Source organism: Nannocystis punicea, assembly GCF_026965555.1.
In the GTDB taxonomy this organism is placed as follows: domain Bacteria; phylum Myxococcota_A; class Polyangia; order Nannocystales; family Nannocystaceae; genus Nannocystis; species Nannocystis punicea.
Window position 1 is genome coordinate 7,782,536 of record NZ_CP114040.1, and the last position, 22,937, is coordinate 7,805,472.

General features: G+C 72.1%; 17 protein-coding genes. 11 read left to right on the forward strand and 6 right to left on the reverse strand.

Annotation, left to right across the window (positions count from 1 at the left end):
* The first annotated feature begins 45 nt into the window (after positions 1–45).
* The 4 genes from O0S08_RS29895 to O0S08_RS29910 all read left to right on the forward strand — a co-directional run bounded on the left by O0S08_RS29895 (position 46) and on the right by O0S08_RS29910 (position 3,684).
* Entirely contained in the window at positions 46–450 is a 405-nt protein-coding gene (locus O0S08_RS29895; protein WP_269032749.1) for a hypothetical protein, read from the forward strand.
* A gap of 10 nt (positions 451–460) precedes the next feature.
* Positions 461–1,420 (forward strand): DUF2169 family type VI secretion system accessory protein, encoded by a 960-nt coding sequence (locus O0S08_RS29900; protein WP_269032750.1) that lies wholly within the window; start codon positions 461–463, stop codon positions 1,418–1,420.
* Positions 1,421–1,444: 24 nt separating this feature from the next.
* A complete protein-coding gene (locus tag O0S08_RS29905) occupies positions 1,445–2,407 on the forward strand; it encodes a hypothetical protein (RefSeq protein ID WP_269032751.1) in 963 nt (320 codons plus the stop codon).
* Between the two features lie 113 nt (positions 2,408–2,520).
* A complete protein-coding gene (locus O0S08_RS29910) occupies positions 2,521–3,684 on the forward strand; it encodes a DUF2169 family type VI secretion system accessory protein (RefSeq protein WP_269032752.1) in 1,164 nt (387 codons plus the stop codon).
* 649 nt (positions 3,685–4,333) lie between these two features.
* On the opposite strand, the gene O0S08_RS29915 is transcribed toward O0S08_RS29910, so the two are convergent.
* Positions 4,334–5,839: an ABC transporter permease gene (locus tag O0S08_RS29915; RefSeq protein WP_269032753.1), complete on the reverse strand. Its 1,506-nt coding sequence runs from the start codon at positions 5,837–5,839 to the stop codon at positions 4,334–4,336.
* Between the two features lie 4 nt (positions 5,840–5,843).
* Positions 5,844–7,616 carry an ABC transporter permease gene (locus O0S08_RS29920; protein WP_269032754.1) on the reverse strand — a complete coding sequence of 591 codons (1,773 nt, stop codon included), beginning with the start codon at positions 7,614–7,616 and terminating at the stop codon, positions 5,844–5,846.
* Positions 7,617–8,142: 526 nt separating this feature from the next.
* Here O0S08_RS29920 and O0S08_RS29925 point away from each other — a divergent pair.
* Together O0S08_RS29925 and O0S08_RS29930 are read left to right on the forward strand one after the other, a co-directional pair.
* Positions 8,143–8,934 (forward strand): hypothetical protein, encoded by a 792-nt coding sequence (locus O0S08_RS29925; RefSeq protein WP_269032755.1) that lies wholly within the window; start codon positions 8,143–8,145, stop codon positions 8,932–8,934.
* Positions 8,934–9,797, forward strand: a complete 864-nt coding sequence (locus O0S08_RS29930; RefSeq protein ID WP_269032756.1) for a hypothetical protein — start codon at positions 8,934–8,936, stop codon at positions 9,795–9,797. The genes O0S08_RS29925 and O0S08_RS29930 overlap by 1 nt, the downstream gene beginning before the upstream one ends.
* Before the next feature lie 109 nt (positions 9,798–9,906).
* Here the strand turns inward: O0S08_RS29930 and O0S08_RS29935 are convergent, their stop codons facing one another.
* Positions 9,907–10,137: a Sec-independent protein translocase subunit TatA/TatB gene (locus O0S08_RS29935; RefSeq protein WP_269032757.1), complete on the reverse strand. Its 231-nt coding sequence runs from the start codon at positions 10,135–10,137 to the stop codon at positions 9,907–9,909.
* A gap of 158 nt (positions 10,138–10,295) precedes the next feature.
* On the opposite strand from O0S08_RS29935, the gene O0S08_RS29940 reads away from it, so the two are divergent.
* From O0S08_RS29940 to O0S08_RS29950, 3 genes are all read left to right on the forward strand, one after another.
* Positions 10,296–12,263 (forward strand): LysM peptidoglycan-binding domain-containing protein, encoded by a 1,968-nt coding sequence (locus O0S08_RS29940; RefSeq protein ID WP_269032758.1) that lies wholly within the window; start codon positions 10,296–10,298, stop codon positions 12,261–12,263.
* Complete coding sequence (locus tag O0S08_RS29945; protein ID WP_269032759.1) at positions 12,260–13,486, forward strand: molybdopterin molybdotransferase MoeA; 1,227 nt, start codon at positions 12,260–12,262, stop codon at positions 13,484–13,486. Before O0S08_RS29940 ends, O0S08_RS29945 begins: the two co-directional genes overlap by 4 nt.
* 140 nt (positions 13,487–13,626) lie before the next feature.
* A complete protein-coding gene (locus O0S08_RS29950; protein WP_269032760.1) occupies positions 13,627–14,712 on the forward strand; it encodes an RluA family pseudouridine synthase in 1,086 nt (361 codons plus the stop codon).
* A gap of 1,166 nt (positions 14,713–15,878) precedes the next feature.
* On the opposite strand, the gene O0S08_RS29955 is transcribed toward O0S08_RS29950, so the two are convergent.
* Positions 15,879–16,412 (reverse strand): DUF6940 family protein, encoded by a 534-nt coding sequence (locus tag O0S08_RS29955; RefSeq protein WP_269032761.1) that lies wholly within the window; start codon positions 16,410–16,412, stop codon positions 15,879–15,881.
* A gap of 225 nt (positions 16,413–16,637) precedes the next feature.
* Between O0S08_RS29955 and O0S08_RS29960 the strand changes: the two genes are divergently transcribed.
* Together O0S08_RS29960 and O0S08_RS29965 are read left to right on the forward strand one after the other, a co-directional pair.
* Positions 16,638–17,465, forward strand: a complete 828-nt coding sequence (locus O0S08_RS29960; protein WP_269032762.1) for a PP2C family protein-serine/threonine phosphatase — start codon at positions 16,638–16,640, stop codon at positions 17,463–17,465.
* 475 nt (positions 17,466–17,940) lie between these two features.
* A complete protein-coding gene (locus tag O0S08_RS29965; protein WP_269032763.1) occupies positions 17,941–19,665 on the forward strand; it encodes a proprotein convertase P-domain-containing protein in 1,725 nt (574 codons plus the stop codon).
* Here the strand turns inward: O0S08_RS29965 and O0S08_RS29970 are convergent.
* Together O0S08_RS29970 and O0S08_RS29975 are read right to left on the reverse strand one after the other, a co-directional pair.
* A complete protein-coding gene (locus tag O0S08_RS29970) occupies positions 19,643–20,296 on the reverse strand; it encodes an AAA family ATPase (RefSeq protein ID WP_269032764.1) in 654 nt (217 codons plus the stop codon). The genes O0S08_RS29965 and O0S08_RS29970 overlap by 23 nt on opposite strands.
* Positions 20,289–22,937, reverse strand: a complete 2,649-nt coding sequence (locus tag O0S08_RS29975; RefSeq protein ID WP_269032765.1) for an aKG-HExxH-type peptide beta-hydroxylase — start codon at positions 22,935–22,937, stop codon at positions 20,289–20,291. The genes O0S08_RS29970 and O0S08_RS29975 overlap by 8 nt, the downstream gene beginning before the upstream one ends.

Genomic DNA, 22,937 nt, shown 5'->3' on the forward strand with positions numbered 1-22,937 from the left:
GCTTCGCCGCCGCCCCCGCAGTCGTTTCTGTGGAAGCATCACCGCATGCCCGAGGACCGCGACGCGCCGGCCACTGCCCTCGAACTCGTCGGTCAGCACCGCGTCGAGCTGCGCCGCGATCCCGCCGTCGACACCCTCGAGCTCATCGGCCGCGACGGCAAGGTCGTGCTGGCGATCGAGGTCCGCGACACCGGCCCTGTGCTGCGCTTCGAGGGCGCGGGCCTCACCCTGCGGGCCGCCGGCGAGCTGGTGCTGGACGCCAAGAAGCTGACCCTGCGCTCCGAGGAGGCGCTCTCGCTGTCGACCGGCGGCGACCTCGATCTCGTCGCCGCCGGCGACCTCCGCAGCACCGCGCGGGTGCAGACGATCACCGCCGAGCTCGGCGACGTCCGGGTCGAGGCCAACGACGACGTCCGGATCGACGGCGAGCGGGTGCTCGTCAACTGTTGAGGCGGCGGCCGTGAAGCTCGACAATCGCTCGCCGTACCACGCCCGACTGTTCCGCGGCGGCATCGACGAGCGACGCCTGTTCGGCTCGGTCGCCGCGCGGATCACCTACGACATCGTCGGCGATCGCCTCCGCGTCGCCCGCGAGCAGGTCTGGCCCGTATCACCTGCTCCTTGGGACAGCCCGCAGGGCCCCATGCCCGGCGACGAGCTGTTCTACCGCGGCGGCGTCGACCTGCTCGTGTTCGGCTCGGCGCGCGCCGCCCGGCCCGCCCCGCGCGTCGACCTCGACCTGCGGGTCGGCAACGGCTTCCGCGGCCGCCTCGCGGTGTTCGGCGACCGCGTGTGGAGGAAGGGCCCGCGCGGCCTGGTCCCGAGCGCCCCCGAGCCGTTTCGGGCCATGCCGCTGACGCTCGACCGCAGCTTCGGCGGCAGCTTCGAGTGGGACGGCCTCGCGGTCGCCTTCCCCGACAACCCCGGCGGTCGCGGCTACTACGGCGAAGAGCGGGCCGCCGAGGGCCAGCCGCTGCCCAACATCGAAGATCCCGCGGCCCTGTGCGCGCGCTGGGACGACCGACCCGAGCCCGTCGGCACCTGTTCTCCGGGCCAGGGCTTCGGCCCCCGGCTGCGGCGCAGCGTCGAGTTCGATCCGGACACTGGCATGCTCGAGGTCCTGCGGCCCACCTTCTACAACGCCGCCTTCCCGCAGCTGATCGTCCCCGCCGTCAAGCCCGGTGACCGCGTCTCGATCACCGGCGTCCGCGAGGACGGCCCGCTCGTGTTCCACCTGCCCGACAACCTCCTGCGCGTGCGCCTCGCCTTCGGCGACGAGGCCGCCGAGAAGACCCCCGCGATCGACCAGATCGGCGTCGAGCCCGATCACCTGCGCGTGTTCGTGTCCTACCGCTACCCGTTCCGCTACGTCCTGAACCCGCTGGAGAAGCGGGCCTGCGAGCTCGTCGCCCTGCGCTGAAGGACATGCCCTGAGGGACATCCCGTGCCGTTCGCCGTCCTCAAAGACTTCCACCCGATGATCGGCTACGACCTCCACATCCCGTGGCCGATCGGCTCGCCCGCGCCGCTGCCGGCGCCCGTCCCGTACGTGTGCTTCCACCTGCTGTGCGGCTGGAAGGGCACCTACCAGCGGGCGATCAGCCACAGCACCAGCTGGGGCGCGCTGGTCCAGAAGGGCAGCGACATCGGCCCCGGCATCCCGCACATCGGCATGCTCTCGTACTTGCTGCCGCTCGACATCCTCTTCAGCGCCTCGAAGTCGTACTGGGGCACCAGCGAGTACAAGGCCGAGGGCAAGCCCGCGGCGGTGTGCATCATCCCGTACGCCTGCATCAACATCAACCTCAACTGCGGCACCCCGTTCCCCAAGCGCCCCGGCATCGTCATCGCCTTCAACACCCACTACGCGGGCATGACCTGGGGCGACTTCTTCCACGGCCTCCTCAGCTTCGCCATCGACTGGGCGCTGCAGTGGCTGTTCAACAAGCTCCTCGGCAAGTTGAGCGACAAGATCGCCAACCGCTTCCTGAACACCGCGATGACCAAGGCCGCCGCCAAGGACCTCCTGCGCGGCACGGTCAAGCAGAAGGTGATCAACCAGATGGCGCGCGAGCTGGCCGCCGCCAACCGGGCCCGCGCCGACGCCTTCCTCAAGATCTTCCCCGCCTTCATGCGCCCCAGCCGGGAGGCCGCCAACCCGATCCTCAACAACGCCGTCGGCGCCGTCTCCGGCTTCCTGTTCGGCGGCCCGCTCGGCATGGACGCCAACGGCGCCTTCGGCTGGTGGACCCCCGGCGGCGCCACCACCAACGGCGCCCAGGACTACCTCAACAACAACGTCGTCGACGAGTTCGGCAAGCGGCCCCAGCCCCCGCCCCAGCCGCCCCAGCCCCCGCGTCAACCGCCGAGCATCGGCCCCGCGCCACCGCCGGTCTGCCGGCCCTGACGACCTGTCCCATGCGCCAGGTCGTGCCGGAGCCGACCTGTCCCCTGGGACAGCCATGAACTCGACCCGCTCCTCGCCGCACCTGACCGAAGCCTCTCGAGCAAAGCTGTCCCATGCGCCAGGTCGAAACCCGCCCGAGCCCCACAGTCCAGCAGGTCTCCGACATCCTCCCCTCGGGCGAGCCGATGCTCGCCGTCCTGGCCAAGCGCACCTACGACGTCGGCGCCGACGGCGGCTGCACCCTCGCCGACGAGCAGACCCCGCTGTTCGCCGCCCCGCTCGACGACGGCGACGTCCCGGGCCTGCTGGCCGCCGACACCGACCTCCACCCGTACAAGCCGCGCACCGACGTCGTCCTGCTCGGCCACGCCTACGGCCGCCAGCGCGCGCGTCGACTCGACGTCCTCGTCCGCGTCGACGGCCGCGAGCACCGGATCGCCGTCGTCGGCCAGCGCACCTGTTCGATCGGCCAGGGCAGGATCCGCTTCTCCGACCCGCGGCCCATCGACAAGGTCCCCCTCTCCTACGTCTTCGCCTACGGCGGTCGTGATCACGGCGCCGAGGCCCGCCACGGCAACCCCCTGCGCAGCCCCGAGTGGAGCAAGGCGCTCGGCGGCGTCGATCCCGACCTCGCCTCGCCCTTCCTGTACCCGCGCAACCCCGTCGGCCGCGGCTACCTCCTCGAGCTCGATCCGGCGGCCGACGACGAGTTCGAGCTCCCGCAGCTCGAAGATCCCACCGACCTCCTCACCCCCGAGCGGCTCGTGTGCGACTGGCTCGACAACTGGCACCGCATGCCGCTCCCGCACGCGGGAGGGTGGACCCAGTACGACTGGTACCCGCGCGTCGCCTTCAGCGGCCTCGTCCCGCTCGTCGAGTCCTTCGACGAGCCCCCGCTGGAGGTCGAGCGCGGCCTCGTCCCCGAGCTCCTCGCCGACGGCACCGGCCGGACCGACCTCGACTTCCGCTACGAGATCACCTGCGGCGCTCCCCTCGGCCTCCAGCTCCCTCACCTCCGCGGCGGCGAGCCGGTCGAGCTCCACGGCGTCCACCCCACCCGCGGCCGCTGGCTCTTCACCACCCCGCCGCCCCCGCGCCTGCACACCGACGGCCGCGACGGCCGCCTCAACCTCACCGAACCTGTCCTTCACACCATGCTCTTGGAGCCAGATACCGATCGCGTCACCCTCGTGTGGCGCGGCTGCGCCCCGGCCAAGCGCCCCTACGCCCCCCAGGAGCTCGAGTCGATGCCCCTGCGCGTCGACTGGCGCGACTGACCGCCCCTCGCACGCGCTCGCGCGCGAGTGACTCCGCAGCTCGACGACATGTCCGAGAGGACATGCCAGCGAACCTCCCCGCGAACGATCCTGTTTTGGCCGCCCTCCGGCCACCACCCTTCTCCTGGTCCGCCGCGAAGGGCCACGCCCGCGCATCGAGGCCTCTGACACAAGCACATGTCTGAATGGACATGTCGCCCAATCGCCGGCCCTGCGCTCCTCACCGCGCATCCAGTCGGGGCTCGCTCGCGCCGCGAGACCTTCGCCGCGAACACCCGCCCTCACCGCCGCACGCAGACCTCGCCGCGCCTCGACCCTCGTGGTTCAGGCGCGAGCGGGTCCCGGATCTCGGCGGAGCCGACCGTCACCGCCCAAAGAGAGCTCCCGGAGGACGGGGGCCGGGACGCCCTGGCACCGAGTTTGCGCAGGACGAGGCAATTGCTGCCTCGAAGCGAGCCAGCCACCACGACGTCCGAGCAACTGTCTGAGGGGACAGGGCGTCCCGGACACCGGCCCCGCGACCCTCGCCGCGCATCGATCCGGGACCCGCTCGCGCCGTGCGACTCTCGCCGCGCATCGCTCCGGGCCCCCGCCCTCGCAGCCCCGCTCGACAATCGCCGCGCCCAAGCAGAGGATCGCTACGACTCGATCAGGCGCGCCCGAGCCCCGCGAGCAGCGGCAGCCGCGAAGCCACCAGCGCCACCGGACCGCTGGCGAGCGCGCAGATGATCAGCGCCGCCATCGCCGGGCCTGCCAGATCGATCCACGACAGCGCGAACGGCAGGTGGTCGACGGGATAGACCTCCGGGTCGAGCGGGTAGCGGAACACAGCCACCATCCAGCCGAACGCCAGGCCCAGGCCCACACCGATGAGCGTCCCCAGCACCCCGGCGAACACCCCGACCGCCTCGAAGATCGCGAAGATCGCCCGCGAGTCCGCGCCGAGGCTCATCAGCGCTGCGATCTCCTCGCGCTTGCGGCGGACCAGCAGCAGCAGGCTCGCCAGCAGCGCCGTCGCGGCCACCACCTCGAGCAGTCCGAGCACCAGCGACACCGCAGCGCGGATCTGTCGCAGGCCGGCCAGCACGTCCTCGCCCTGTTGTTCCCACGTCGTCGCGCGGAACCCGTCGCCCATCGATCTCACCAGCTCCTGGGCGAACGCCGACGCCGAGTCCGGCTCGCGGAGCGCGAACTCCACCCCGCTGACCCGGCGTTCGGCGAAGAACAGCGCCTGCGCGGCCGACAGGTGGACCAGCGCCAGCGACGCGTCGTAGTCACCGACCCCCGTGTCGAGCAGGTCCACCACCTCGTACTCGCCGTGGCGCGGGGGGCGGGTCATCGCTGCCGCAGTGCCGTCGAGCTCCGCGGGGACCACCAGGCGGACCGAGTCCCCGACCTTCACCCCGAGGCGGTCGGCCAGGCGGGAGCCGAGCGCGATCGCCGGCCCGTGGCGCACGTCGCCCGGGCGGATCGCCCGCAGATCGCCCGCGCGGAGCATCGCTACCGTCCCTGGCAGGGCCGCGGCCAGCTGCGGTTCGACCCCCTTGATCAGCGCGATCACCGGCGCGTTGCGGTCGATCGGGCGCACATGAGTCTCTCCGGACATGTCCTCTTGACCATGTCCCTCCACACCTGTCGCATTTGACCTGTCCTCAGGACCATCCTTTTGCAGCGGCACCACCGCCGCCGTCGAGAACGCGAACGGCGACACCGCCAGCACGCGCGGGTCCGGGCCCCAGCGGGCCACCACTTGGGGGTACTCGTCGAAGTCGAGGCCGTACTCCGTGAGCGTCACGTGGCCGCCGACCTTGCTGAGGCGGCCGACCAGCTCGCGTTCGAAGCCCGAAGTCACTCCGAGCACCGTGATGAGCGCCGCGCAGCCCAGGCCCGTGCCGAACACGGCGACTGCGACCGCGGGCATCAGGTGGCGGGCGCACGCCAGCCCGACGGCGACCAGCGCCGCCATGCCTGCGACAAGCGGCGGACCGACCGAGCGGACCCCGAGCAGCGTCGCCGCGACGCCGGCGATCGCCAGCGCCGCAGCCGTCCACAGCACCGCGCTGGCCGCTCGCCCGGCCCCGCGGCGGCCCTCGCGGAGGAGCATGCGGCGGGCCACCAGCGCGATCAGGGCCCAGCGGCGGCGGGACGTGGCCACGGCGTCACTCGTAGCGCAGGCCCTCGACGGGGCGGAGTTTGGCCGCGCGGAGCGACGGCGGCAGCGTGGCGACGAAGCAGATCGCCAGGGTCATCGCCAGGATCCAGCCGATCTGGGCCAGGCTGAACTCGACCGGCAGCTCCTCGATGAAGTAGACCTCGGGGTCGAGCGTGTAGCCGTACAGCGACACCAGCCAGCACAGCACCAGGCCGAACAGCACCCCGGCGGCGGCGCCGGACAGGCCGATCGCCATCCCGGTGACCTGGAAGATCCGCGCCACTTGCGGCCCGGTCGCGCCCATCGACATCAGGATCGCCACGTCGTTGGTGCGGCGGACCACCATCGTCCACAGCGCCGACAGCACGTTGAACGTGGCCACGGTGATCACCAGGCTGAGGATCACCGTGATGATGTTCTTCTGCAGGCGGATGCTCTTGAACAGGTTCTCGTTCAGGTTCTGCCACTCGAGCACCTGGTACTCGCGGCCGGGCAGCGCCGCGCGGATGGCCGCGCCGACCTGGGGGGAGAGATCCGGGTGTTGCAGGCGGAGGTCGACGCCGGAGACCTGGTCGCGGCCGCGGTACTTGAAGCGCTGCAGCTCCTTGATGTGTACGTACACCAGGCGGCTGTCGTACTCCTGGAAGCCAGCCTGGAAGATCCCGGCGACGCGGTAGTACTGGAATTCGGGCTCGCTCGAGGCGTCGAACGACGAGCCCGGGTCGACCACCATCACCAGCGAGTCTTCGTGCAGGCCGAGCTCGCGGGCCAGAGTGGCGCCGACGAAGATCGTGGGCAGGGCGCTGGCGTCGAAGCGGGTCGCGGGTTCGCCGGCGGCCTGCTCTTCGGGCCACTCGTCGTCGTCGAGGAGATCGCCGCGGATCTCTCCGGGGATACGTTTGCGGGCGGCGGGGACCTGGGCGTAGTGGGCCATCGCGCGCTCGTACCAGCCTGAGCCGCGGGGATCGGGCGTGGCGGCGATCGCCGGCGGCAGCTCTTCCGGCTCGCGGTCGGGCACCGGCATCAATTCGAAGTCGGAGCGCAGGACCGGGAGCGGGATCGCCCGCCCGCTGCCGCGTTGCAGGTGGGCCGGCAGGTCGATCACCTCGGACGCCGTCTCGGGCTCGATCCCTTTCACCAGCACGCTGGCGAGGCGGAGGTCGTCGGTGCGGCCGCCCTCCGGGTCGTAGGGCGCCAGCATCATCGCGTAGTAGACGAACGGGCTCGCGCCGGTGACGCCCGGCCGGGCGCGCAGGAACGTCTCGAAGCGGCGGTACTCGGCCATGCCCGAGCTGCGCGTCACGTTGATGTGGGCGTACACGCCGAGCACGCGGCGTTCGAACTCGTGTTGGAAGCCGGTGGCGACCGACTGGACGACGATCAGCGCCGCGACCCCCAGGACCACCCCGATGATGCTGGTGGTGCCGAAGATCGACGAGTACTGGACGAGCAGCAGCAGCAGGCCGAGGAAGCTGGCGGCGGCGGTGGCGATCACCAGCGCGAGGCTGTGGTAGCCGAGGTTGAGCAGCAGCAGCGCGACGCCGGCGATCGCCCAGCACACCGCGCACAGCATGCGAGCGCCGCGCGGCACACGTTCGGCGCGGATGATCCGCAGGCCGAGCGATCGCTCGTAGCCGAGGGCGCCGGCCAGCAGCCAGTAGATCACGAGCTGGGCCAGCGCGGCGGCGCCGACGTAGCCGACCGTCGGGGCCCACGCGGGCAGCGAGTCGGCGAAGTCGAGCGGGACGGCGAGCGCGAGGGGCGAGGCCCACGACAGCACGAACAGGCTCAGCAGTCCGGCTCGCCGGGGAGCTCGCGCCCGCGCCCCGAACCGATCTCCCGCCTGATTCGGGCTTACACGGGCGAGCGGAGGGCCTTGTACGTGCGGCGGCTTCAGGCCGGGCACGCTAGCAGCCGGCCTTTGCGCGGTCAACGAGCGCGGAGCCCCGGACCCTCTTTAGCGCCGCGAAACCATCGCTCTGCGCTCGGGGCCGCCGTCTGTAAGGTCGACGGCGGGGCGCGCTCGACTTCCTTAGTTGAGTCAGGAAGCCGCCGCGGCCCGTCGTGCGCCGCTCACGGCAACCGACGATCGGGCGTATTCCTCGGCCCAGCACGGCCTGGCGCGAACCTTGACACACCTCGCTGGCGCAAGTTACGCTGCGCCGACCGCTGAATCTCGGAGCTCCCGCATGCCCAGACGGTTCCTTTCTTCGTTTGCCCTAGCGGCTTTCGGCCTGAGTTTGCTTCTCGGCTCTTCGGAGGCTTGGGCGGGACCTTACGACCTGCGGCTCAGCCAGTTAGGCACGATGGATCCGAGCGGCGTGGTGTCGGCCAACGACGGCGACTTCCGCAGCCTCGCGTCGGAGCTCGGCGTGTTGATGGCGCCGAAGCCGGTCGACCCCGCGGACTCGCTCGGCCTGTCGGGCTTCGCGCTGTCGGCCGACATCAGCCTCAACACGATCAGCAACGGCAAGGACTTCTGGAAGAACGCGACGCGCGGTGATCCAGGCAAGGTCGCGCCGACCCTGCAGATCATGGGTCGCAAGGGTCTGTGGCCGGGCATCGAGGTCGGCGCCGGTGCGACGCACCTGTTCGGCAGCCGCATGTGGACGATCAGCGGCTACGGCAAGGTCGCCATCCACGAGGGCTTCCACCACCTGCCGATCCCGTCCATCGCGCTGCGCGGCATGTTCTCGCGCCTCGTCGGCGCCGAGGACATGAACATGACGACGGGCTCGTTCGACATCTCGATCTCGCACGTGTTCGGAGTCGGCAAGACCGTCAACATGACGCCGTACATCGGCTACCAGGGCCTGATGATCTTCGCGCGCTCCGGCGTGCTCGACGCCACGCCGACGACGGACGAGTACCTCGACAAGTCGCCGGTGTTGAGCGAGTTCGTCTTCAAGGATGCGGGTATGATCTACCGGCACCGCCCGTTCCTCGGCTTCCGATTCATCTTCAGCGTCTTGCGCGTCGGCCTCGAGGCGATGATCGTCCCCGGTGGCAAGCGCCAGGGCGAGATCGAAGGCAACAAGGTCGCCGACACCTCCGGGCTGCAACAGCAGTACACTCTCTCCCTGGGTCTGGACTTCTAATGTTCGTCCTCTGTCCGTCCTGCGCCGGTCCCTTCCGCATCCCTGCCGACCAGATCGCCCCGCTGGTCCAGATCGCGTGCCCGCACTGCGAGTTCCGCATGATCTTGGACTTCGAGGCGGCCAACGAGCCGTCGCTCGCCGAACCCGGGCAGCTGTTCGCTCAGGGTTTCGAGAGCGCCGAGGCGTACTTCAGCGTCTACAGCCACGTCGGTCCGCAGTCCGACATCACCCCGCGCAAGGTCGAGGCTCCGCCGCCGGCGCGTCCGGTCGAGGCCGAGAAGCCGGCCGCGACGCCGCCCGTCAAGGCGCCGCCGACCTCGCCCGCCGCCACGCCGCCCGCGTCGGTGCAAACGCCTCCGACCCCGCCGGTGTCTGCCCCGCCGCCGCCCACGCCTGCGGCCGCCGAGCCGCCGCGAGCCGGCAACAAGACGATCATCCAGGCGCCGAAGCGGCCTGCGAGCATGGATCCGCGGGCCGGGGACGTGGCTGCGGCGCCGACCTCCGGCTCGTCGATGCGAGCCGGCAACAAGGCCGCTGATCTCGAGGCCGCCGAGGCGAAGGTCAGCGCCGTGCAGCCCGAGCCGCGGATTCCGCCGCACACGCCGCCGGCTCAGACCGCGACCAGCAACCCGCCGGCGCCGGCCGAGCCCGCCGTCACCGCCAAGGTCGAGCAGGCTGCGACGTCCAACGCGAACCTGCCGACCCCGAGGCAAGAGGTGGCCAGCAAGCCGCCCGAGCCGGAGAAGCTGCCGATCGCCAACACCACGCCGCCGACCGGCAGCTCCAACGTGGTCTACATCGCCCTGGTGGTGGTCGTCATCATCGCCATCGTGGTGGTCGTCGTCCTCAACTCGAAGGGATGACCGGGCGACGCCTCCGCGGCGTCGACGGCGAAGCCCGCTCGTTCCGGCTGGAACGGGCGGGCTTCGTGAATTTTGCGGCTCGAGATCGCGGAGGTCGGGAGGAACACGCTCAGCCGGGGCGGCTGTGCTTCGGCTCGTCCTTCGGCGTGACGTCGATCTCGCCGCGGCGGTCGGCCTCTTGCTGCTTGTCGTGTTCGATCGCCTTCATCTCCTTGCGGAACCCTCGCAGCATCTGACCGATGCTCGATCCCAGCGCGGGCAGCTTGGACGGGCCGAGCACGAGCAAGATGACCGCGACGATGATGACGATCTCGAGGGGACTGAGGACACCCAGGAGCATGGCCGAAAGGTAGTCCTTCGAGCCTCGCTTTGCTAGCGTGGGCGGCGATGCGAATGCGACCAGGTCCGGATCTGCGCGGGCGCCGCAAAACCGCCCCTACGCCCTCCTGGGTGGGGTTTGGCGGGCTTCTGACGGCGCTGTGGCTGGGCCTTGCAGGTGTGGCTCACGGCGCACCGGCCGAGGAGCGCGAACGGATCGGGCCCCTCGAGGTCGCCGGCGGCGGTCGCGACCAGGTGCGGGGTGGACGGCCCGACGGCGCCACGATCCACGAGACGCACGCGGCGCGGGCGGTCGACGCGGACGCGGCCGCGCGCGAGGACCTCGCCAGCTTCGAGCGCGGCGTGCTGACGAGCACACCGCGCTCGACGATCGAGAAGACCGCGCCGGAGAAGTGGATCGCCGCGCTGGCGCTGCCGGAGCTGCCGATCCGCTACGGCGCCAAATTGGTCGAATACTTGCGTTTCTTCAAGGACGACGCCAAGGGCCAGGCGCTCATACGCGGCTGGGTGCGGCGCATGAACCGCTACGAGCACATCTTGCGCCCGATCCTCAAGGAGGTGGGCGTCCCCGAAGATCTGGTGTTCGTGGCCATGGCGGAGAGCGGGTTTCAGCCGCACCGTCGCTCGCGCGTGGGGGCCGCCGGGCTGTGGCAGTTCATGGAGCCGACCGGCAAGGTCTACGGCCTCGAGCAGAACTACTGGGTCGACGAGCGGCACGACATCGAGCGCTCGACCTACGCGGCGGCCGCCTACCTCAAGGACCTGCGGGTGCGCTTCGGCTCGTGGGAGATGGCGCTGGCGGCCTTCAACGGCGGCTACGGCCTGGCCATGACTGCGATCGCCCGGGCCAACAGCAACAACTTCTGGGCCCTGTGCGAGATCGAGAGCGGCCTGCCGCACGCGACCACGCTCTACGTGCCGAAGATCCTGGCGGCCGCGCTGGTCGGCCGCAACCGGGCCGCGTTCAAGGTCGGGCCTGACCTTTCGGACAGCTTGCCGCCGATCCACTTCGTCAAGGTCGACGTCCCGCCGGGCACCGCCCTCAGCGCGGTGGCCAAGGCGATCGACGAGGACCCGGCGCTGCTCGAGGAGCTCAACGCCCAGCTGATCCGCAAGCGGACCCCGCCGGGGCGCAGCTATCCGGTGCGGATCCCCAAGGCCAAGCTGGCCGCGTGGGAGCGCGGCGGCGTGCGCGACGGCGCCGGCGGCGACCACATCCAGCACGTGGTCGCCTACGGCGAGACCGTCGCCGCGATCGCCCAGCGCTACGGCGCCACCGAGGCCCAGCTGCGCAAGCTCAACGGCCTCGAGGACAACGGCGAGCTCGAGCGCGGCGTGGTGCTCCTGGTCCCGCGCGGCTCGGCCGCCGCGGCACCTGCCTCTACGGACAGGTTGCTGGTGCCGGCGCCGAAGGTCGCCGTCGGCCCCGACCAGCGCCTGGTGTTCTTCGCCGTCACCCGCTCGACCACCCCGCGCGGCCTGGCCGACGCCTTCTCTGTCCCGTGGGACAGCATCGTCGCGTGGAACGACCTCGACCCGCAGGCGCGGCTGCAGCCCGGCCAGGTGCTGCAGATCGTGGTCCCGCGCTCGTTCGACGCCCGGGCCGCCAAGATCGTCGTGCTCGAGCAGAGCGCCGTCGACCTGGTGGTCCGCGGCTCGCGCGAGCACCTCGAGGCCGGCCTCAAGCAGCGGGGCCTGGTGCGGCGCGGCTACAAGGCGAAGAAGGGCGACACCCTCGAGAAGATCGGCAAGCGCTTCGACCTCACCGACGGCGACCTCGCGCGGATCAACGGCATCGACCGCGGCCACGCGCCCGCGGCCGGCCAGCTGCTCGTCGTCTACGTCAAGGCGGGCGAGACCCGCGGCACCGTCGACGCCCCGGCGCCGCGCGGCAACATCGGCCCTGCGCCCGACGACCTGCGCGCCGACGTCGCCGCCGAGGACGTCGACGCCACGCGCTACGCCGCCACCGCCGACGACCCGAGCGCCGCGTCCGCCGTCGACAACCCGGTACCCTCGACCGAGGAGACCAACTCCCTGCCCGGCAAGCGCGGCTGGTCGAAGCGCGGCAAGCACAAGACCACGCCGCCGACGCCGACCAAGAAGGGCAAGAAGAAGAGCGGATGATCGCCGACGACCTCGAGCCCGAAGCCGCCCTCGCGCGCGTCCTCGCCGCCTGCGCCCCCCTGCCCGGCGAGCGGAGGGCCTTGCCGGCCGCGCGCGGCCGCGTCCTCGCCGAGACCCTGCAGGCCCGCTGGGCCATGCCCGGGGCCGACGTCAGCACCATGGACGGCTGGGCGGTGCGCGCCGTCGACCTGTCCTCGGAGACAGGCGAGGTCGAGCTCGCGGTCGCCGGCGAGAGCGCCGCCGGTCACCCCTCCGCCGCCGCGCTGCGGCCGGGCGAGGCCGCGCGGATCTCCACCGGCGCGGTCCTGCCGCCGGGCGCCGACGCGGTGGTCGCCCAGGAGGACGTCGAACGCCGGGGCGAGCGCCTGCGCATCGACCTCGCCCGCGCCGGCCAGGTGCGGCCCGGGCACTTCGTCCGCAAGGCCGGCAGCGACCTCGCGGCCGGGGTCGAGATCCTGTCCCCCGGGACAGCCCTGCGCCCCGGCGACCTGGCGCTGGCCGCCGGGGCCGGTCACCCCGACGTCCTGGTCCACCGGGCCCCGCGGGTCACCGTCCTGTGCACCGGCGACGAGCTGGTCGACATCGGCTGTCCTCCGGGACATGGCCAGGTCGTCAGCAGCAACGGCCTCATGCTCGCCTGCCAGGCCGAGGAGGCCGGCGCCGACGTGCGCGACCTCGGGCGCGTCGGTGACGAGCCCGAGGCGCTGCGCCGGGCCCTGGCCGACGCCGCCGCGGGCGCCGACGTCGTGCTTGTCAGCGGCGGGATCTCGGTCGGCGACCACGACCTCGTGTGGCCGGCCCTGCTCGCGCTCGGGGTCGAGCCGATCTTCCGCCGCGTCCGCCTGCGCCCCGGGCGGCCGCTGGCGTTCGCCCGCCTCGGCGACGCGCTGGTGTTCGCCCTGCCCGGCAACCCGGCCAGCACCTACGTCGGCTTCGAGCTGTTCGCCCGCCCCGCCCTGCGCCGCCTGGGCGGCCACCTGAACGTCGAGCGGCCGCGCCGGCGGGTCGTCCTCGCCGCCCCTGCCGAAGGCGCCGGGCGCCGCACCCACTGCGTCCGCGCCCGCCTGGTCGACGGCCGCGCCGAGCCGCTGCCGAGCCAGGTCTCCGGCGCCCTGACCTCCCTGCGCGCCTGCGACCTCCTCGTCCTCGTCCCGCCCGGCCCCGGCCTGCCCGCCGGCGCCGAGGCCGAGGCGCTGGTCCTCGCCGATCCCGGAGTCGCGTGACGCGCTCCAACAGAGGTCCTGAAGGCCAGGTCCCGAAGGACAGGGCGAATGGACCAGGTCCCGAGGACCAGGCCCCAAAGGCCAGGGCGGAGGGGACAGGTCCCAAAGGCCAGGCTTCGAGGGCCGGCACGAACAGGACCGTGGAACACGCCGATTCGGCCAGCGCGCGGAGTGAGACGAGGACGGCCGGCCGGTCCGCGCCCCCCGCGGGCACGCTCTCCGACCGCCACGACTTCTCCACCCGCCCCGCAGACGCGCCCTCCGACCGCCACGACCTCTCCACCCGTCCCGCAGACGCGCCCTCCGACAACCTCTCCACCCGCCTCGTCTGCGTCGCCGAGTCCGAGGACGACGGTGCCCGCGCCGACGTCGTCCTCGGCCGGCGCCTCGTCGGCCTGTCGCGCCGGGTCGCGCGGGAGCTCGCGCTGGCCGGGCGGCTCACGGTCGACGGCCGGCGGGCCCCGCCGTCGCACCGCGTCCGCGCCGGCGAGCGCCTCGAGCTCGCAGCTCCGGCCGCGCCCGCGGTCGTCGAAGGTCCCGAGCTGCTCGCTGCCACCGACGCCCTCGTCTACGTCGTCAAGCCGGCCGGCCTGCACACCCATCGCCTGCGGCCCGACGATCCGCCCGCCCTGGCCGATCGCGTGGCCGCCCGCTTCCCCGAGTGCGCGGCGGCCAGCCTCGACGTCCGCGAGGGCGGCGCCGTCCACCGGCTCGACCGCGGCACCTCGGGAGTCGTCGCCTTCGCGCGCACCCGCGACGCCTTCCTCGCCGCGCGCGACGCCTTCGCCGCCAGCCGCGTCGGCAAGCACTACATGGCCGTTACGACATGTACTTTTGACCATGTGTGGCCGCCCCCGCCCGACTCCTGGCTCGCGCCCGTGAGCGCCAGCATGGTCGAGGTCCGAGCCCCGCTCGGCCCCGGCTTCGGGCGAGATCGCGTCGCCGTCCGCCGCACCGGTCAACCCGCGCGCACGCGGGTAGAGCCGCACAGCCCGCCGGGTGCGCGCCGGCTGTGGTCGCTCGAGCTGCTGACCGGCCGTCGCCACCAGGCCCGCGTCCACCTCGCCTGGCTCGGCCTGCCGATCCTCGGCGACGAGCTCTACGGCGGCGACCCTGCCGATCGCCTGTACCTGCACGCGCTGCGCCTCGACCTCTCGGCCGCGATCGCCGGCGAAGAGCCGATCACCGCCCCCCTGCCCCCAGAGTTCACCGCGGCGCTCGCATGATCGCTCGTCGCTGACGTCGCTGCCGGGAGGCGCCGGCTCGCTCGCCAAGGGCCGATCGTCGATGTGAGTGGAGCAATGGAGTAGGAGCCGTCGCGGCAAGAGTGTAGAGGGGCGTTCGGTGGTGTCGGCGATGAGCGGCAAGCGAGTCGCAGCGGAGGCAAGTGGGTAGGTCGTTGGGTCGTGCGGCTCGTGCTCGCGAAGGGCCGATCGTCGATGTGAGTGGAGCAAGGGAGTAGGAGCCGTCCTGGCGTAGAGGGCGCGTTTGCTGATTTCGGTGTCAGCAATCGCGTAGCAATCGAGGCAAGTGGGTAGGTGCATGTTCGCAGGGCGGACATGCCCAAGGTTGAGCAATGAAGTAGTGTCCTCGCAACGGGCGCCTCGCTGGGATCGGTGGGCTGCAAGCGTGTGGAAAGAGTTGGCTGTTCGAGAGCTGCACGGCCCGAGCGCGGAGCAGCAAACTCGTAGTTCTTGGGCAAGTGGATAAAGCTGCCGCCTCGAGCGGTCGTCGTCGGGGCACGAGCCTCGATGGAGTTCGCAAGCGAGGAGAGCGAGCGCGGGAGCCGATGCAGCAAGCAAGTAGAGCTGCTGCTCATGGAGATCGGCAGCGCTGTATCGCCGGCACCATCGAACGCCCCTCTACACTCTTGCCGCGACCGCTCTACTCCCTTGCTCCACTCATATCGACGATCGGCCCTTGGCGAGCACGAGGCGCACAGCCCGACGACCTACCCACTTGCCTCCATTGCTACTCGCTTGCCGCTCATCGCCGACACCACCGAACGCCCCTCTACACTCTTGCCGCGACCGCTCCTACTCCCTTGCTCCGCCTCATCCGCCAACCGCACAGCCCAACCTCCTACCCACTCGCTTCCACTGCTACGCGCTTGCTCGCCGACACCGCCCGAACTCGCTCTCTACGCTCTTGTTGTGACGACCTACCCACTTGCCTCCAATGCTACGCGCTTGCTGCACACCGACACCAGCGAACGTGACCTGCGACGGCTCCTACGCCCTTGCTCCACTCCTACGCGATTGCCCGCTGACGAGCACCAACGCTCTCTACGCTCTTGCTGCGACGGCTCCTACTCCCTTGCTCCGCTCCGCCTTATCCGCCAAGCGTCACCGCCCTCGCCTACCCCCTTGCCATCATTGCCCCGCCTGCCGCTCTACACACCCGGCACCGGCCGCGACCGGTAGGGCGCGTGACTGTAGTATTTCGGCCGCGCGTCCAGCCTCACGTGCAGCCACGGCACCGCGCTGCCGGACGTGCTCAGCCACACCGGCGCCGAACTCCGGCCCCATGCGGCTTCCAGCGCCGCGCCGACCGCCTGCCATAGCGCATCGATCTTCCGCGCCGGGCCAGCCCGCACGAACGCCGCCAGGTGGCCATACGCAGCGTCCTCGGCCGCCGCTCGCGGCACCACCAGCACCGCGTCGCCGCCGAGGTTGGCGAACGTGCACACCTGCGCACCCTCGTCATTCTCCAGGTGCTCTGCGAACGCCGCCGACGACGGCTCTGCGCGCGACAGGTGGGGCGCCGACACCACCACCATCTCGAACGCCGACGCCGTCGACGTCGCCGACACCGCCGGCGTCTCCCAGAAGAACGCCGGGAACGGGCTCGCCGCCAGCGTCTCGGTGAGCGCCGACCGCAGCGCCGGATCTACGCGCAGACCGGCCGCGAACGCGGCCCAGGACACCGCCGTACCACCTGACAGGAGCCGATGCCGGCGCGTATCGGCGCCGAGGAGCTCGCACGTGAATTCTGGAGGACCCGCCACGCCGCGATCGTACACCTCGCGGTCGCTCGCCGGTCGGCTGGCCGATCGGACAGGCGCTGACGGGCGCGCGCGGCGACCGGTCGCGCGCCGGGCTTCGCCTCAGAAAGCTCGGTGCGCGCCAGCACGCGGGTGTATGCTTCGAGGATGCGAACCCGGCACTTCGGCGCGACCGACCCTGGTTTGCGGCGGAGCCACAACGAGGACGCCTTCCTCGCCGACGAGCAGCTCGGGCTCTTCATCGTCTGCGACGGCGTCGGCGGGCGAGCATTCGGCGAGGTCGCCTCGCAGGAGACCGTCGAGATCATCTGGGAGTGGGTCAAGCGCGAGGCCGCGGAGATCGCCGCCGCGACCGACGAGGCCCGGGTCGCGCGGCGCATGGTCGTGCACGCGCGGCCGTTGCCGGGCCCGCAGGTGTGGCTCACGCCCGCCACCGTCGCGCGGCTCGGCGCGCTGATCCGCGGCGCGCTGCAGAACGCCTGCTACATGGTCCACGGCATGGCCGAGGTCGACGCCAACTACTCGGGCATGAGCACCACCGCCTCCGTCGTGCTCGTCGCCGGCGAGCTGGCGGTCATCGGCCAGGTCGGCGACTCGCGGGTCTACCTCGCGCGGGGCGACGACGTGCGCCAGCTTACCGAGGATCACACCCTGCTCAACATGCAGGTCAAGCAGGGCCTCGTCAGCCCCGAGCAGGCGCGCGGACGCAAGAGTCAGATCACCCGCGCGATCGGCCTCCACGACTTCGTCGAGGTCGACATCCTCGCCTTCCCGCTGCAGATCGGCGACCGCCTGCTGCTCTGCTCCGACGGCCTGCACGAGTACCTCGACAGCGCCGACACCTTGACCGACCTGTTCCACCTCGACGCCCGCGACGCCGCGCCGGCCGCCATCGCCCACGCCAACGCGTGCGGCGGCAAGGACAACATCACCGCCCTGTTCGTCGAGCTCCTCGACAACACCCGCGGCCCGTGACCGCCCGCTCGTCGAGCTCCTCGAAGCGCCCGCGACCCGCGACCGCCCGGCCGGATCTTCGACAGCGCCCGTGCATCGCGACCTCCTGCCTCGACGCGGCAATCGGCGACGCGCGCCTGCGCGCATCGAACGCTTCACCGATCGATCTCGCCGACGTCATCCCCCGCAAGCGCCGCACAGCTCGCCTTAGGACGAGCCCGCCGGCACACCCCGCCGCTGTCTCCGCCACCTGTCTCTTCCGCCAGGAGGCCGCGTACCTCGAGTCGGCGACCGCGGCGCACCGTAGAGCCCGCGCCACGGGCGAGCCCCGCGACCAGCTTGCGGCCGCGACAGAATGCACATACCTGACCGATGGGACACCTGCCGAGCCGCGCGCGGTCGCGCGCTCCCGGGGCGGCTCCCCGGCGACCTCCGCGGCGTGCAGCGGTTTACGCGTCTTCTCATCGCCGGCGGATGGGGCTCCAATGGCTGCACCATGCGTCGCTCCCTTACTCCCTGCACCCTGGCCTTGCTCGGACTCGTCCTCATGCCCGCATGCGGCGACGACGGCACCGCGACCACCGAGAGCGCGAGCGAGACGACCGACAGCACCGGCACCACCGACGACACGACCACCGCCGCGCCGACCACCGAGCCGCCGACCTCCTCGACCACGGTCGAGCCGACGTCGACGACGACCACCACGGAGACGGCGACCGATCCGCTGACCGGCACCACCACGCTCGACACCGACACCACCACCGACACCACCACCGGCGAGCCTGCGACCCTGTGCGAGCGGCTCGGCGGCGAGGCCGGCGTGGGCGAGCTGGTCGACGGCGCGCTGGGGGTCGTGCTGAGCGACGACAAGGTCAACGGCTACTTCCTCAACAGCGACGTCGACGCCGGCAACCTGCGCGCCTGTCTGATCAAGCAGCTCGGCGCGGTGGCCGGCTGCGCGGGCGTCGAGTACGACTGCCTCGACATGAAGACCGCGCACGCGGGCCTCGGGATCTCGACCGCCGACTTCATGGACTTCGCGCTCGACTTCTCGACCGCGCTCGACGCCCACCAGGGCGCGCACCCCGACCTGAGCGACGACGACAAGACCGCGATCCTCACCGCCCTCGGCGACCTCGCCCCCGACATCGTCGAGGACGCGAAAAACGACCTCACCGTCTACCAGCGCGTCGGTCGCAAGCCGGCGATCAAGGGCCTCGTCGGCGCCCCGGGCCAGGCCGGCTCGTTCGTCGACAACGTCGCCAACGACGCCGCCATCAACGGCTTCTTCGGCGCCACCGACTTCGAGCGCCTCAACACCTGTCTCACGCGCCAGGTCGGCGGCATCGACGGGCCCACCAAGTACGGCCTCGAGGTCGACGCCCCGGACGGCGTCGACCCCGGCGTCGGCGCCGGCGCGGCGTGCAAGACCATGGCCGAGGTGCACGTCGGCCTGCTCGACGCCAACGACAACGTCGGCATCGACATCAACGACTTCGGCGCGCTGGTGGCCGACCTCGTCACCGCGATGGAGGCCGCCGGCGTCGCCGCGACCGACCAGGAGGCGATCCTCGCCGTCCTCGGCCCGATGTGCGAGGACATCCTGGCGCCCGAGTTCAAGAACCAGTGCCCCGGCGCCAACAAGGTCGAGACCGTCGAGGCCCTGAACCTCGCCTTGCCGATCCCCGACGACGGCTACGACGCCTCGCTCGCCAGCATGGCCTGCGCCGTCCTCGACGTGCCCGACGACGGCATCAATTTCGTCGGCTCGGTCGCCGTCACGGTCGCCGCCGACCACACCTTCGTCGGCGACCTGGTGATCAAGATCCAGGGCCCCGACGGCACCCTCTCCACCATCCTCAGCCGCCCCGGCCTCGCCGAGGCCAACGACGGCCAGGGCGATTGCTGCGGCGACAACGCCAACATCAGCCAGTCGATGCCGCTCATGTTCAAGAACGGCGGGGCCACCGACGCCGAGCAGATCGGCGCCGCCCTCCCGAACACCGGCGACATCGTGTGTGTCAACGAGCAGCCGCCGATCGCCTGCGAGTTCCACCCCAACCCCGGCGCCGGCCCGGGCATGGACCTCGACGACTTCCTCGGCCTGACCGCCAACGGCACCTGGCGCGTCTGCATCGGCGACGCCGGCGGCGGCGACACCGGCACCCTGCACGGCGTGACCCTCGGGATCGACAAGGTCAAGTACGACCCGACGCCCTGAGCCGCGCCGCCAGCTCCATCAGCGCCCCGGCGACGGCCGCGGTCTCGCGGCCGTCGTCGTACAGCGTCGCGTCGGCCAGCGCGTGGTTCGACGGGTGCATCACGTAGGCGTGCAGCCGCGCGGCCGCGATCGGCCGCCCCTGCGCCGCGAGGCGAGCCCCCAGAGTCGCCACCGCCGCCTCCGCGTCCGCGCCCGGCAACAGCAGGACCACCCGCGCCCGCGCCAGCGCCGCCTTGACCGCCGCCCGCAGATCGAGGTGCTCGTAGATCGAGTGACCGGCGCCGAAGTCGAGGATCGCGTCGTCACCTGTCCCATGGACCATATCGACGATCGCCGCCGCCTTGGCCTCCTCGAGCGCGCGCGCGGCCGCCTGCTCGCCACGCGCCGCCACCAGCCGGGCCCGCACCGCCTGCAGCCAGGCCCGCCGGCGCGCGGGCACGACGTCGCCGCCGACCACCCACTCGCCCGGCTCGACCGCCGCGACCGCCGGCTGCGCGCGCAGGTGCGGCCACCAGCGGGCGTCGACCTCGAGCGCGACGCGACCTGTCTCCTTGGCCAGATGCTCGGCGCAGCAGGTCTTGCCCGCGCCCGGCGGCCCGATCAGCGCCAGCGGGCCCGACCGCTCAGCCACCGCGCCCGTGCTCCGCGAGCGCGCGATGCCCGGCCTCCAGCACCTGCGCGGTCCAGTCGAGGAACGCCGCCACGAACACCGCCCCGTCGGCGTCGGTCTCGACGTGCTCGGCGATCTCACGCCGCCCGGCCTCCATGCGCTCGACGTTGCGGCGCAGCAGCCCGGCCAGGTAGTCGCGCATGTCCCGATCGGTCTCGCCGGCCAGCATCGCCACGTCGAGCGCAGTCACGTGCATGAACGAGTACTGCGCGTGGAACACCGCCGACATCGGCCGCTTGCGGTCGGTGCGAATGGGGCTGACGTACAGCCGATCGAGCGGGTTTTTGATCAGGCGCGCGCTCGACTCGAGCTCGAGGCCGAGCGCGAACAGCTTGTTGTGGGCCATCTCGTGCACCAGCGCCTGGGCAGTCGCTGCCGGGTCGTGCGTCGTCACCCACAGCACCCCGAACTGCGAGCTCTGCGACGTGCTGGCCGACCCGCGCAGCTCGGGCCAGCGCGCCGTCGGTCGCGCCGCCGCGCGCATCGGGCTGATCGTGTGCACGATCTGCGGCAGCTGCCGCGCCGCCGCCGGCCAGCGCGCCAACAACCGCAGCGCCTGCTCGAGTCCCGGATCTGCCAGCGGCCCGTGCTCGTAGTCCGGCGCCCGCGGGCAGCGCTCGCCGACGTGACGCACCGCCACGCGGCCGTCGCACACGCGCACCTCCGCGGCCGCCAGCGCCTCGGCCCGCGCGGCGTCGAGCTGCGGGAAGCGGGCCGCCGCCAGCCGCACGATCACCGCAGCGTCGTGGCCGTCGTCCTGCGGCGCCGCCAGACGGTCCCACGCGATCGCCGGCGCCGACGCCAGCACCGGCAACCTCGCGCGCCCCTCCGCGTGCGCCAGGCCGCGGAGGTGACGCGGCGCGTCGCTCACCAGCCGCCGCGCCGGCGCGCGGAACGGCGGCCGGGTCCCCTGCGCGCCCGCCTCGGGCCACCCGTCGCCGGCGCGCACGAACGCGTGGCAACCCGGCGAATCCTCGCTGTCGTGACACAGCTTGAACACGGGCGTCTTGACCTCGGCGATCCCGTGCAGCGCGCTCCAGCGGGTCGGCCACGAGAGCATCGCGAGCAGCCATTCCGCGGCCTCTGCGTCGCGGAGCCGCAACGCGACGACCCGCTCCTCCGCCGCCGCCAGGCTTGCAGCGCAGGTCGGCGAGCACACCGCGTGGTCGAGCACGCGCACCCCCAATCGCGCCAGCAGCGGCGACAGCAGCGGCGCGCACGTCAACACCGTCTCGCCGGCCGGCGGCCGCCAGCGCCACACCGGATCGCGCAGCGGTCCTCCTTCGACGCAGCACTGCGGCGCTTCGACCGGCCCCAGCTCCTGCAAGGCACGCCGGACCCGCTCGAGCCGCGGCTCCCAGATCCTCCGCGCCGCGTCGCTCACCCACGAGACTCGAACGAACCGCGGCATGTCCTTCAGAACATGCTCTTCAGAACATGTCTTCTCCGCCATCACCGCGCGCAGCGCCGACTCGACCGTCGGGTTGTCGCCGCGGGTCCACGCCGCCAGCATGGCCGCCTCGACGCGCGGGCGCAGCGGGTGGAGCGACAGCGGCAGCTCGCCGGCCGCCCGCAGCTCGTGCTCGAGGTCGACGAACAGCCGCTTGTGGACGTCGCAGTGCTCGCTGCGGTTGCGCCAGTCGCCGGCGATCGCCGTGCCCGGACAGTGGCCCTTGCACATCAGGAAGAAGCGGCAGTCCTTGCAGCCGCCGTCGCGCTGCGGCGTGCGGTGCAGCGCCACGTAGCGCTCGTAGCCGGCGCGGTCGGCCTTGGTGAAGTCGACCCCGTCCTTGTTGGTGCGGCCGCAGTTGCTGCTGTGGCCGTCGCCCTCGATCCCCGTCACGGCCGCGGTCGTGTAGCTGTCGCAGGCCCGGAACACGCAGCCGGCCCGGGCGTCGCGGCCGCGCAGCATCTGCCGCATGTCCGTGAACACGTCGAGCTTCAGCGCCGGCACCTGCCGCTCGAGCGCCGCGAACGAGCGCAGCGCCGCCACGTTCTCGTCGGCGTCCAGCGCGTAGCGGGCCCCGACCGCGGGGTCGTCGACCTCGAGCGTGTGCAGCCGGGCCGCCCGCAGCCCGCGCGCGGCCAGGTCGGTCAGCCACGCGTGCATGCGCGGCAGCTTGTCCGCGGTCGCGTTGCCGCGGTGGAGCGTGACGATGAGGCTCACCGGCAGCCCCTCGGCCAGCAGGCGGGCGATCGCCGCCTCTGTCCTTTGGGTCAGCTCCCGCGTGCGCGCCGGAGTGCCGGCCCAGCGGGCGTCGTTGAGCTCGCCGGGCCCGTCGATCGACACGCCGACGCGGACCTTGTAGCGCTTGAACGCGGCGACGTGGTCCTCGCCGATCAGCGTGCCGTTGGTCTGCACGGTGTTGCCGCCGTGGCGCCCCAACCCGAACGCCCACAGCCGCTCGAGGTCGGCCAGCGGGACCATCAGGGCCTCGCCGCCGAACAGCGAGAACGGCCGCGGGTCGGCCTCGAGCGCCCGCAGGATCGCGGGCACGTCGTAGCGCCGGGCGACGTTGCCGGCGTCGCGCTGGGGGTTCTGATAGCAGTACTGGCAACCGATGTTGCAGCGCACCCCCAGCGGCCTGACCTCGATCCCCAT

Bases quoted from the DNA above. Each gene is read 5' to 3' on its own strand.
- O0S08_RS29930 (WP_269032756.1), top strand. From the start codon at position 8,934: ATGTTCGTCCTCTGTCCGTCCTGCGCCGGTCCCTTCCGCATCCCTGCC.
- O0S08_RS29960 (WP_269032762.1), top strand. From the start codon at position 16,638: ATGCGAACCCGGCACTTCGGCGCGACCGACCCTGGTTTGCGGCGGAGC.
- O0S08_RS29895 (WP_269032749.1), top strand. From the start codon at position 46: ATGCCCGAGGACCGCGACGCGCCGGCCACTGCCCTCGAACTCGTCGGT.
- O0S08_RS29945 (WP_269032759.1), top strand. From the start codon at position 12,260: ATGATCGCCGACGACCTCGAGCCCGAAGCCGCCCTCGCGCGCGTCCTC.
- O0S08_RS29910 (WP_269032752.1), top strand. From the start codon at position 2,521: ATGCGCCAGGTCGAAACCCGCCCGAGCCCCACAGTCCAGCAGGTCTCC.
- O0S08_RS29965 (WP_269032763.1), top strand. From the start codon at position 17,941: ATGCGTCGCTCCCTTACTCCCTGCACCCTGGCCTTGCTCGGACTCGTC.
- O0S08_RS29935 (WP_269032757.1), bottom strand. From the start codon at position 10,137: ATGCTCCTGGGTGTCCTCAGTCCCCTCGAGATCGTCATCATCGTCGCG.
- O0S08_RS29925 (WP_269032755.1), top strand. From the start codon at position 8,143: ATGGATCCGAGCGGCGTGGTGTCGGCCAACGACGGCGACTTCCGCAGC.
- O0S08_RS29975 (WP_269032765.1), bottom strand. From the start codon at position 22,937: ATGGGGATCGAGGTCAGGCCGCTGGGGGTGCGCTGCAACATCGGTTGC.